Source organism: Bradyrhizobium sp. CCBAU 45389 (assembly GCF_028128625.1).
GTDB classification, from domain to species: Bacteria; Pseudomonadota; Alphaproteobacteria; order Rhizobiales; family Xanthobacteraceae; genus Bradyrhizobium; species Bradyrhizobium liaoningense_B.
This window is the reverse complement of the sequence record NZ_LBIY01000093.1, coordinates 93,018-104,762: the sequence shown is the minus strand read 5'-3', so window position 1 is coordinate 104,762 and position 11,745 is coordinate 93,018. Positions and strand designations below refer to the sequence as shown.

The window sequence follows — 11,745 nt, the reverse complement described above, 5'->3', positions numbered from 1 at the left end:
CGCTGGATAAGTCCAGTCGTCATGCCTACTTGAAGCCTGCCGCCATCGGACCATTTTTTTGCTGCGAACAGTCAGGCACATGTTATAAGCCCGGCCGCCCGCGGCATCGCGGCCGGTTTGGATGCAAATTCACGCGGGCGTGGCGGAACTGGTAGACGCGCCGGATTTAGGTTCCGGTGACGAAAGTTGTGGGGGTTCGAGTCCCTCCGCCCGCACCAAGCGCTTATCGCGTTTGCACGGATTACGGGGCCTGCTGCCGGCGGATGTTGTCCGCCTGAAGCCGGTCCGATGAACCACCGGCGGTGAGGCGTTTGCCTCGCGCCGGATCGATTAATGACAGCGTCCCGACGCATGCGCGCCGGGGCCGAACGAAAAGAAGATTGGACGCCATGCAGGTCACAGAGACCCTCTCGGAAGGTTTGAAGCACGAGTTCAAGATCAGCGTTCCGGCGTCTGATCTCGACGCCAAGGCCGGCGCCAAGCTCGTCGATCTCAAGGACAAGGTCCGCATCAACGGCTTCCGTCCCGGCAAGGTGCCGGTGACGCACCTGAAGAAGGTCTATGGCCGCTCGGTGATGGCCGAGACGATCGACCAGACCATCCGCGATACCAACACGCAGCTGTTTTCCGAGCGCGGCTTCCGTCTCGCGACCGAGCCGAAGATCACGATGCCGACCGAGCAGGCCGAGGTCGAGGAGCTGCTGAACGGCAAGACCGATCTGACCTACACGGTCGCGATCGAGGTGGTGCCGTCGATTGCGCTCGCCGATTTCAAGACCTTCCAGGTCGAGAAGCCCGTTGCCGAAGTGACCGACTCCGACGTCGACGAGGCGATCAAGCGCATTGCGGACAGCAACCGCGGTTATGCCGCGAAGGGCGAGGGCGAGAAGGCCGCCTCCGGCGACCGCGTCACCATCAACTTCAAGGGCAGCATCAACGGCGAGGCCTTCGAGGGCGGTGCCGGCGAAGGCATCCAGGTCGTGATCGGCTCCAACACCTTCATCCCGGGCTTCGAGGAGCAGCTCATCGGCATCGGTGCGAACGAGACGCGCACGCTGAAGGTGACGTTCCCCAAGAACTACATGAGCGAGAAGCTCGCCGGCCAGCCGGCCGAGTTCGAGACCACCGCGACGACGATCGAGGCGCCGCAGGACGTCGCGATCGACGACGAGTTCGCCAAGACGCTCGGCCTGGAATCGCTGGACAAGCTGAAGGAAGCCGCGCGCGAGCGTCTGGTCGCCGAATTCGCCACCGCGACGCGCCAGCGCGTCAAGCGCGCGCTGCTCGACCGTCTCGACGAAGCGCATCGCTTCGAGGCGCCGCCCTCGCTGGTCGACGAGGAGTTCAATCTGATGTGGAACTCGGTCAAGGCCGAGATGGACTCCGCCGGCAAGACCTTTGCCGACGAGGACACCACTGAGGACAAGGCGAAGGAAGAGTACCGCAAGATCGCCGACCGCCGCGTGCGGCTCGGCCTCGTGCTCTCCGAGATCGGCGAGAAGAACAAGATCACCGTGACCGACGACGAGGTCGGCCGCGCCGTGATCGAGCGCGCCCGGCAGATGCCCGGCCGCGAGAAGGAGGTCTGGGACTATTACCGCAGCAACGCCCAGGCGCTGGCCCAGCTTCGTGCACCGATCTACGAGGACAAGGTCGTCGACTTCATCCTCGAGCTCGCCAACGTGACCGAGAAGAAGGTCTCGCGCGAGGATCTCTACAAGGACGACGAGGCGGAAAAGACCGCCGCCTGAAGGCTCTAGAGCGTATTCGAGCGAAGTGGATACCGGTTCGCGCGAAGAAGACGCGTCAAAAATAGAAGCTGGCGCCCCTTTCCGATTCCATCGGAGCGGGGCTCTGGGACAGTCTTCTATTAAGGATGATCAGCGAAGGGGCCCAGCTAGCCAGATGGCCTGCTGGGCCTCTTTGTGCGAATCAGCTTCAACTGCCCGGCGGATTAAGCCTTAATGCGCTCCGCACTTGTCAGGCGCGAATTGGGCTATATCTGTCGCTACATCCTACAAGTCCTGCATCACGGGACGTCCATCGGCCTTCCGGCACATCCAGCCCAACTGGCAGCCAAGACTGGCGATGTTCGCCTCTCAAAACCCTAGGTGACTCATGCGCGATCCGGTTGAAACCTACATGAACCTCGTGCCCATGGTGGTCGAGCAGACCAACCGTGGCGAGCGCGCCTACGACATTTTCTCGCGCCTCCTGAAGGAGCGCATCATCTTCGTGACCGGTCCGGTCGAGGACGGCATGTCGACGCTGATCGTCGCACAGCTCTTGTTCCTCGAGGCGGAAAATCCGAAGAAGGAAATCTCGATGTATATCAACTCGCCGGGCGGCGTGGTGACGTCGGGCCTTGCGATCTACGACACCATGCAGTTCATCCGCCCGCCGGTCTCGACGCTCTGCACCGGCCAGGCCGCCTCGATGGGCTCGCTGCTGCTCGCCGCCGGCGAGAAGGACATGCGCTTCTCGCTGCCGAACGCGCGCATCATGGTCCACCAGCCCTCCGGCGGCTTCCAGGGTCAGGCCACCGACATCATGCTGCACGCCCAGGAAATCCTGAACCTGAAGAAGCGGCTCAACGAGATCTACGTGAAGCACACCGGCCAGACCTACAAGACGATCGAGGACGCGTTGGAACGCGATAAGTTCCTGACCGCCAACGACGCCAAGGAGTTCGGCCTGGTCGACAAGGTCATCGACAAGCGCGCCGAGGAGCCGGCGCCGGCGAAGGCCCAGTAGCACTACCGGACCGTAACGGCGATCCCTGGGATCGCCGGGGTCCCATCAGGGTGGCGTTCACGCTAGGTGCGCGTGAGCGCATTGCAAAACGTCGTTTTGCGCCCTGCGACAGGCAGAAAGTTCCGCTTTCGTGCTTGTTATTTCGTGGTAATCCAGCAACGCCGGGGTGATTTCGGTCACTTCGCCCGTGCCAAGACCGGAAATCACGGTATTGTCACGGGTAGCGCGCGACCCCCGATTAGCGAATTCTTGATAGTCGGGTGACAGCATGGTTGGCTACGATTGATCGGCTATGATCGCGGGAGAATCGAGTGACCGTGATTCGCACGGGATGTAGTAACGCGTAGGTCTTTTTTGGTACGGAATTTGCTCTATTTGAACTTCATCCCGGCCATCGTGTCGGAATGGAGCGATCGAGCGGAACGGGATCGAACCGCGGACGGAGACATGAATGAGTAAGGTCGGCACGAGCGACTCCAAGAACACGCTGTATTGCTCGTTCTGCGGCAAGAGCCAGCACGAAGTCCGCAAACTGATCGCGGGTCCCACGGTCTTCATCTGCGACGAGTGCGTCGAGCTCTGCATGGACATCATCCGTGAGGAGAACAAGTCCTCGCTGGTGAAGTCGCGCGACGGGATTCCGACGCCGAAGGAAATCTGCAAGGTGCTGGACGATTACGTGATCGGCCAGAGTCATGCGAAGAAGGTCCTGTCGGTCGCGGTGCACAACCACTACAAGCGCCTCAACCACCAGACCAAGCACAACGACGTCGAGCTCGCGAAGTCGAACATCCTGCTGATCGGTCCGACCGGCTCGGGCAAGACGCTGCTCGCGCAGACGCTCGCCCGCATTCTGGACGTGCCGTTCACGATGGCGGATGCGACCACGCTGACCGAAGCCGGCTATGTCGGCGAGGACGTCGAGAACATCATCCTGAAGCTGCTCCAGGCCGCCGACTACAATGTCGAGCGCGCCCAGCGCGGCATCGTCTACATCGACGAAATCGACAAGATCAGCCGTAAGTCCGACAATCCCTCGATCACGCGCGACGTGTCGGGTGAGGGCGTGCAGCAGGCGCTGCTCAAGATCATGGAAGGCACGGTGGCCTCGGTCCCGCCGCAGGGCGGCCGCAAGCATCCGCAGCAGGAATTCCTGCAGGTGGACACCACCAACATCCTGTTCATCTGCGGCGGTGCCTTCGCCGGCCTCGAGAAGATCATCTCGGCGCGCGGCCGGTCGACCTCGATCGGCTTCGGCGCCCAGGTGCTCGCGCCGGAAGATCGCCGGACCGGCGAGATCTTCCGTCACGTCGAGCCTGAGGACCTCCTGAAGTACGGCCTCATCCCCGAATTCGTCGGTCGTCTGCCGGTCGTGGCGACGCTCGAGGACCTCGACGAGACCTCGCTGAAGAAGATTCTCACCGAGCCGAAGAACGCGCTGGTGAAACAGTACCAGCGGCTGTTCGAGATGGAGAACATCGAGCTGACCTTCGCCGACGAGGCGCTTGGCGCGGTTGCCCGCAAGGCGATCGAGCGCAAGACCGGTGCGCGCGGGCTGCGTTCGATCCTCGAGGCGATCCTGCTCGAGACCATGTTCGACCTGCCGGGCCTGGAAGGTGTGGAAGAAGTCGTGATTTCCCGCGAAGTCGTGGAAGGTACGGCGCGTCCGCTCTACATCTACGCCGATCGGACCGATCGCGCCGTCGAGAATGCCAGCGCCTGATTTCCCGGCGCTGGGAACGCTCCAATCGTCTCATCGAGTTGGGCTGCGGAAGTGTATCTCCGCAGCCAATGTTGCGTCGCATATCTGCGTGCGTAAGCGCCTGATGGCGCGCGTATTTCAATGACTTGACACCCCCCGGGTCGATAGCCACCTAATGTCGGCGGCGAGCGAGAATTCTCTTCAAGATTCGCCTCAGTTCCGATCCGGCAAGCCCGGTCCAACCTGGAAATGGTAGACCGGTTTTGTGGATCACCTCGGCACCTTGTGGCGGTTGCGCATGAGCATGGCGGGCTGCGTGCAAGGGGGCAAAGCAAAAGGAAAAGGCCATGACTAATCCAAAACCCCGGCCAACCATCGTCCACGGCGAAGCGCACGCTTACCCCGTGCTGCCGCTGCGCGACATCGTCGTCTTCCCGCACATGATCGTTCCGCTCTTCGTCGGCCGCGAGAAGTCGATCCGCGCGCTTGAAGAGGTGATGAAGAACGACGCGCTGATCATGCTCGCGACGCAGAAGAACGCGTCCGACGACGATCCGGCGCCCGACGCCATTTACGAGACCGGTACGCTCGCCAGCGTGCTCCAGCTCTTGAAGCTTCCCGACGGCACCGTGAAGGTGCTGGTCGAAGGGCTCGAGCGTGCGCGCGTGCAGAAATACACCGATCGCGCCGACTACTACGAAGCCACCGCCGTGGCGCTCGCCGACACCGATGCGAAATCGGTCGAGGCGGAAGCCTTGGCGCGCTCGGTCGTGTCCGACTTCGAGAGCTATGTGAAGCTCAACAAGAAGATCTCGGCCGAGGTCGTCGGCGTCGTGCAGGCGATCACCGATTTCGCCAAGCTCGCCGACACGGTTGCCTCGCATCTCGCGGTCAAGATCGCCGACCGCCAGGGCATCCTGGAGACGCTGTCCGTCACCACGCGCCTGGAGAAGGTGCTGGGCCTGATGGAGAGCGAGATCTCGGTGCTGCAGGTCGAGAAGCGCATCCGCTCGCGCGTCAAGCGCCAGATGGAGAAGACCCAGCGCGAGTACTATCTCAACGAGCAGATGAAGGCGATCCAGAAGGAACTCGGCGACGACGACGGTCGCGACGAGCTCGCCGATCTCGAAGAGAAGATCGCCAAGACCAAGCTCTCCAAGGAAGCGCGCGAGAAGGCGCAGCATGAATTGAAGAAGCTGCGCCAGATGTCGCCGATGTCCGCGGAAGCGACCGTCGTGCGCAACTATCTGGATTGGCTGCTGTCGATTCCGTGGAACAAGAAGTCCAAGGTGAAGAAGGACCTGGAGGCCGCGCAGGCGGTTCTGGATGCCGATCACTACGGGCTGGAGAAGGTCAAGGACCGCATCGTCGAGTATCTCGCGGTGCAGTCGCGCGCCAACAAGCTGACGGGACCGATCCTGTGCCTCGTCGGGCCTCCCGGCGTCGGCAAGACCTCGCTCGGCAAGTCGATCGCGAAGGCCACGGGGCGCGAGTTCGTGCGCGTCTCCCTCGGCGGCGTGCGCGACGAGGCCGAGATCCGCGGTCACCGCCGCACCTATATCGGCTCGATGCCCGGCAAGATCATCCAGTCGATGCGGAAGGCGAAGTCGTCCAATCCGCTGTTCCTCTTGGACGAGATCGACAAGATGGGCGCCGATTTCCGCGGCGATCCGTCCTCGGCGCTGCTCGAGGTCCTCGACCCCGAGCAGAACGGGACCTTCAACGACCACTATCTCGAGGTCGACTACGATCTGTCGAACGTGATGTTCATCACGACCGCGAATACGCTGAATATTCCAGGTCCCCTGATGGACCGCATGGAGATCATCCGGATCGCGGGCTACACCGAGAACGAGAAGGTCGAGATCTCGCGCAAGCACCTGATCCCGAACGCGGTGTCCAAGCACGGCCTGGACTCCAAGGAGTTCTCGATCGACGACGACGCGCTGCTGCTTTTGATCCGCCGCTACACCCGCGAAGCGGGCGTGCGCAACCTGGAGCGTGAGCTCTCCACACTCGCCCGCAAGGCGGTGAAGGAGCTGATGATCTCCAAGAAGAAGTCGGTCAAGGTCACCGAGAAGACTCTGGAAGAGCTGCTCGGCGTTCCGAAGTACCGCTTCGGCGAGATCGAGAGCGAGCCGCAGGTCGGCATCGTCACCGGCCTTGCCTGGACCGATGTCGGCGGTGAGCTGCTGACGATCGAAGGCGTCATGATGCCCGGCAAGGGCAAGATGACGGTCACGGGCAATTTGCGCGACGTGATGAAGGAATCGATCTCGGCGGCGGCGTCCTATGTCCGCTCGCGGGCGATCAACTACGGCATCGAGCCGCCGATGTTCGACCGTCGCGACATCCACGTGCACGTGCCGGAAGGCGCGACGCCGAAGGATGGTCCGTCGGCGGGCGTGGCCATGGCCACCGCGATCATCTCGGTGATGACCGGCATCCCGGTCCGCCACGATGTCGCGATGACCGGCGAGATCACGCTGCGCGGCCGCGTGCTGCCGATCGGCGGCCTCAAGGAGAAGCTGCTGGCTGCGGCCCGCGGCGGCATCAAGACGGTGCTGATCCCCGAGGACAACGCCAAGGATCTCACGGAGATTTCCGATGCGATCAAGGGCGGCATGGAGATCATCCCGGTCTCCCGCCTCGACGACGTCGTCGCCAAGGCGCTGGTGAAGAAGCCGGTGCCGATCGTCTGGGAAGAAGACACCAAAGTGACGGTGAAGCCGGATGGCGATGAAGCCGCCGGCGGCCTGACCGCTCACTGACCTCAAGCGAAAGATGATAAAACGGCGCCTTCGGGCGCCGTTTTTGTTTCCTGACGGGAAGAGAGCCATGCAGGTCGACGGGCAATGCCATTGCGGCAAGATCACCTTCGAGGCCGAGATTGACCCCGAGGCGGTCTCGGTGTGCCACTGCACCGACTGCCAGACGCTGACCGGCTCGCCGTTCCGGGTGACTGCGATTTGCACAGGCGCCGACGTCAGGCTGACCGCCGGCACGCCCAAGGTCTACGGCAAGCGCGGCGACAACGGCCGCATGCGCTTCCAGCATTTCTGCGCCGACTGCGGTTCCCCGCTGTTCACCAGCGGGGAGGGCGACCAGGCCGACGATTGGGGCATCCGCTGGGGCAGCATCCGCCAGCGCGACGCCCTGCGGCCTGGCAGGCAGATCTGGTGCCAGTCGGCGGCCGTGTGGATCGACGCCGTGCCGCTGCTGCCGGGGCGGCCCGGGGATTGAAGCCCAGGAAATGAAGTTCCGCGCTTGCCCGTCCGGGGCCTGTGAGGCTAAAGAGGCGGCCAGGGGCGGTTAGCTCAGCTGGTTAGAGCATCTCGTTTACACCGAGAGGGTCCGCGGTTCGAATCCGTGACCGCCCACCAGATTCGCTCGCTGATGCGGTTTCCGATCCGGCCATCCGCGTCCGGTCACGTGAGAAAGACTCGCCAGGGGACGTCGGATGCTGCGCCAGATCATTGCGGAGGAAGTACCCGGCGACCACGACTTTTCCGCTCCGCTCTCGGATCTGCCGATCGACAGTTTCGGGCTGGTGGTGCTGCGGGGCAGGATCGAGGCCGCGCTCGAACGCCCCGTCAGTGACGCCGCGTGGGGGCGCGTGGAGACCTTGAACGATATTCTGGCTCTTTCGTCGGTGCAGGGGCCTGCAAGCGTCTCCACGGCGACGGCCATGGAGCGGCGCAGCCTGTCCGTGAACATGCCGCAGATGGCCATGGGAGGGCTGTCGGAGTCGTGGCTCCTGAAGGAGCTGGGCGACATGCACTGGACCATGATCACCTCGGGCCTCGGCAGCCCGAGCTCGGCATTGAAGGACGGCGGAGGCAATCGCCTATACGCGACGTTCACGCGCATTGGCTATTCGCTGCGCAAGCCGCTCAGCGTGATTGGCGAGGACAGCGGCCTCGATCTCACGGGGACGATTTCCAGGTTCGGAGCCGGCACGTTCATCTCGGACATCGCGCTGCGCCACGACCTTGCCGGGGGAGAGGCGCGTCTCATGTCGAATTTTTCCCGGCGTGGCGAAGCCAACAACACCTCGCTCCTGAAGGGGCAGCCGACGATTCCGCCGAATTGTCCGATTCCGGAAGTCCCGCTGCCGGCCTTCGTATCGGAATACCGTGAGGTGAGGGCAAGGACGCCGGCAGCGCCGCTGTTCGAGACCGAATACGACATCATCCCGTTTCACGACATCAACGGTGTCGGGCTGCTTTACTTCGCGTCCTATCCCATCATCAGCGACATCTGCGCGCTGCGCTATTCCCCGGATTTTTCCGAGCAGAGCACGGTTTCGCGCGACATCTACTACTTTGCCAACGCGGACATCAAAGACCGCATCGTGTTCCGTATCCACAAATGGGAGCAGTCCGAAACCTTGCTCGCCACGGAGATTTCCCTGTCGCGCAAGAGCGATGGTGTCATGATGGCCTATATGATGACGAAGAAATCACATGGCTAAGGCCTATATCTTCGGTGGGGGCGGTCATGCCCGCGTGATCGCTTCCTTCCTCGATGTCTCGCCCGTCTTTGTCGTTCGCAGCCTCGACGGCCAGGCGGCGCTGCCCGGAAGCGTGATGTCCGAGGACGACTATTTCCGTGAGCTTCCGCCCGGGGATGCCTATGTCGGAATAGGAGCCAACGCGGCGCGCGAACTCTGCGCCTCGCGCTTGCGGGAAGCCAAGGTCAATATGCCGCCGTGCATCGCGCCGACGGCCTTCGTCGCGCGGGACGCCGAGATCTACAGCGGCGCGGTGATCGGGGCCGGTGCTGTCATCGGCTCGAGAGCCCTGATCGGGCGTGACACGATCGTCAACACCCTGTCCAGCGTCGACCATGATTGTGTTCTCGGTGCGCTGTCCCAGGTGACGGCCGGCGTGACGTTCGGCGGAGGCGTCAGAGTTGGCGCCAATTGCTTCTTTGGCATCAAGAGCGGCGTCGTTCCGAACAGGACCATCGGAGACAATGTTCAGGTCATGGCGGGCAGCCTGATCACGGCCGACGTCGAGCCTGACGTCGTGATGGGCGGAAATCCGGCGCGGCTCGTCAAGCGCATCGGTTGAGGCCGCGCGATCGCGGCGGGTGGCCGTTTGGCAGATAAGCGTCTCTCGGGCGAGCCGTTTCGTTCGACTGGCCCCACGGTCGTCGCATCTTGTTACGGTAATAAGCCCGCCGCATAACAGCTCCGAACTCGCCCAACAAAGAGCTGCGCTGGGGGGCCTGACGTGATATCGCCGCTGTGCCGGTGCCGCGTGAGATTGGATCACGATGGCGGTAGGCGTTGCGTGCATGGGAACGACCGGGGATATGATGCAGCAACCCAGCGGACACGAGCAAAACGCCGACCAGATCGCCTATTGGAACGGCCCCAGCGGACAGCGCTGGGCTGACCGCCATGCCGTGCAGGAGAAGCTGCTCGGGCCGATCGCCGATGTGCTGATCGACCGCGCCGGACCCAGACCGGGCGAGCGCGTGATCGACGTCGGTTGCGGCTCGGGTGCAACGACGGTCGCGTTCGCGAAGGCTGTCGCGCCGGACGGCTTCGCGCTCGGCCTCGATGTTTCCGAGCCGATGCTGTCGCAGGCGCGGGCGCTGGCGCCAAAGGACCTGCCGCTCGATTTCGTGCTGGCGGACGCGACGGTGCATCCGTTCGAGCCGGCGAGCTTTGATCTCTTGGCCTCGCGCTTCGGCGTCATGTTCTTTGCTGATCCGATCGCGTCCTTTGCCAATCTCCGCCGTGCACTGAAGCCCACCGGGCGGCTCGCCTTCGTCTGTTGGCGCGAGCCGAAGGAAAATCCGTGGATGATGGCGCCGCTGATGGCGGTCTACAAGCACGTGCCGAAGATGCCGCCGGTCGGGCCTGAGGAGCCGGGCCCGTTCGCCTTTGCTTCAGAGGAGCGCGTGATGCGCATCCTGAAGGGCGCCGGCTTCGCGGATGTCGCAATGGAGCCGCACAATCTGGCGATGGATATCGCGATCGGCGGCGGCCTCGATGCCGCCGTCGACGGCTCGCTCCAGATCGGCCCGGCCAGCCGTGCGCTGCAGGGCCATCCGCCGGAAACCTATGAGGCCGCAAAAGCCTCGATCCGCGAGGCGCTCGCGCCGTTTTTGAAAGAGCAAAGCGTGGCGCTGCAGGGCGCGATCTGGATCGTGACGGCGAAGGCGGGGTAGGCTGCCGCTCTCACTACGCCGTCATTGCGAGCGCAGCGAAGCAGTCCAGAATCCCTCCGCGGAGACAGTCTGGATTGCTTCGCTGCGCTCGCAATGACGGCTGTGGCTCCCTCACACCACGTCATCCGGCGCCAGCGCGCAGCCATTGTCCGGATGCGTCTCGACCTGAAGCGTGGTGTGGCCGATGCGGAAGGATGCCTTCAGCAGCTGCGCGGTCTCCATCAGGAAGGCGTCGCCGGCCCCGTCGGGCATGACGAGATGGCAGGTCAGCGCCGTCTCGGTGGTCGAGATCGGCCAGACATGGAGATCGTGGATCGCGGACACGCCGGGGCGCGCGAGCATGAATGCCCTGATCGCAGCGAGGTCGGTGCCCTTGGGCGCGGCCGCCATCGACATGTCGATCGAGCCGCGCAAGAGGCTGGTCGTGCTCCAGAGGATGGTGGCGCAGATCACGAGGCTGGTGACGGGATCGAGCCAGAGCCAGCCGGTCCAGATGATCAGCGCGGCCGAGACGACGACGCCGAGCGAGACGGCGGCATCCGCCGCCATGTGCAGATACGCGCCTTCGATGTTGATGTCGTCCTTGCGTCCGCGCGCGAACAGCATGGCGGTGAAACCGTTGATGAGGATGCCGATGCCGGCAACCACCATCACGGTCACGCCCGCGATCGGTTCCGGCTGGCGCAGGCGCAAGATCGCTTCCCAGCCGATGGCGCCGGTCGCAACCAGCAGCAACACCGCGTTCGCCAGCGCCGCCAGGATGGTGGAGGCGCGCAAGCCGTAGGTGAAGCGGCCGCTCGGCGCGCGCTTTGCCGCGATCGATGCGCCCCAGGCCACGACCAGGCCCAGCACGTCGGACAGATTGTGGCCGGCATCCGCGAGTAGCGCAGTGGAGTTGCCGATATAGCCATAGACCACCTCGGCCACGACCAGCGCGGTGTTGAGGGTAATGCCGATCGCGAAGGCTCTGCCGAAATTGGCGGGCGCGTGGACGTGCCCGTGGCCAACCCCATGAGCGTGCCCGTGGTCGTGACCATGGCCATGATCATGCGCATGGCCGGCATGGTCATGATGGTGATGGCCGTGATGGTCGTGGCTGCCCAAAT

9 protein-coding genes and 2 tRNA genes are annotated in these 11,745 nt (G+C 63.5%); 10 read left to right on the top strand and 1 reads right to left on the bottom strand.

What is annotated here, in order from left to right; genetic code table 11:
• Positions 1-133: 133 nt before the first annotated feature.
• The 10 genes from XH79_RS24325 (at position 134) to XH79_RS24280 (ending at position 10,639) form a co-directional block, all read left to right on the top strand.
• A tRNA-Leu gene (locus tag XH79_RS24325) sits at positions 134-218 on the top strand.
• 171 nt (positions 219-389) lie between these two features.
• Complete coding sequence (gene tig, locus XH79_RS24320) at positions 390-1,751, top strand: trigger factor (RefSeq protein ID WP_271583212.1); 1,362 nt, start codon at positions 390-392, stop codon at positions 1,749-1,751.
• Positions 1,752-2,118: 367 nt separating this feature from the next.
• The gene (locus XH79_RS24315; RefSeq protein ID WP_212335958.1) at positions 2,119-2,754 is read left to right on the top strand and encodes an ATP-dependent Clp protease proteolytic subunit; all 636 of its coding nucleotides are present in this window, start codon (positions 2,119-2,121) and stop codon (positions 2,752-2,754) included.
• A 451-nt stretch (positions 2,755-3,205) separates the two neighbouring features.
• Positions 3,206-4,477, top strand: a complete 1,272-nt coding sequence (clpX, locus tag XH79_RS24310) for an ATP-dependent Clp protease ATP-binding subunit ClpX (RefSeq protein ID WP_211402163.1) — start codon at positions 3,206-3,208, stop codon at positions 4,475-4,477.
• A gap of 326 nt (positions 4,478-4,803) precedes the next feature.
• Complete coding sequence (gene lon / locus XH79_RS24305) at positions 4,804-7,227, top strand: endopeptidase La (protein WP_212335959.1); 2,424 nt, start codon at positions 4,804-4,806, stop codon at positions 7,225-7,227.
• Positions 7,228-7,294: 67 nt separating this feature from the next.
• Positions 7,295-7,699, top strand: coding sequence for a GFA family protein (locus XH79_RS24300; RefSeq protein WP_212335960.1), 405 nt, complete (start codon positions 7,295-7,297; stop codon positions 7,697-7,699).
• 63 nt (positions 7,700-7,762) lie between these two features.
• Positions 7,763-7,839: transfer RNA gene (locus tag XH79_RS24295), tRNA-Val, on the top strand.
• Between the two features lie 77 nt (positions 7,840-7,916).
• Positions 7,917-8,930, top strand: coding sequence for a Pnap_2097 family protein (locus XH79_RS24290; protein ID WP_271583211.1), 1,014 nt, complete (start codon positions 7,917-7,919; stop codon positions 8,928-8,930).
• Positions 8,923-9,531 carry an acetyltransferase gene (locus XH79_RS24285; protein WP_271583210.1) on the top strand — a complete coding sequence of 203 codons (609 nt, stop codon included), beginning with the start codon at positions 8,923-8,925 and terminating at the stop codon, positions 9,529-9,531. The genes XH79_RS24290 and XH79_RS24285 overlap by 8 nt, the downstream gene beginning before the upstream one ends.
• A 247-nt stretch (positions 9,532-9,778) precedes the next feature.
• Positions 9,779-10,639 (top strand): class I SAM-dependent methyltransferase, encoded by an 861-nt coding sequence (locus XH79_RS24280; protein WP_271583342.1) that lies wholly within the window; start codon positions 9,779-9,781, stop codon positions 10,637-10,639.
• A 111-nt stretch (positions 10,640-10,750) separates the two neighbouring features.
• On the opposite strand, the gene XH79_RS24275 is transcribed toward XH79_RS24280, so the two are convergent.
• Entirely contained in the window at positions 10,751-11,743 is a 993-nt protein-coding gene (locus XH79_RS24275) for a cation diffusion facilitator family transporter (protein WP_212335966.1), read from the bottom strand.
• Positions 11,744-11,745 lie beyond the last annotated feature (2 nt).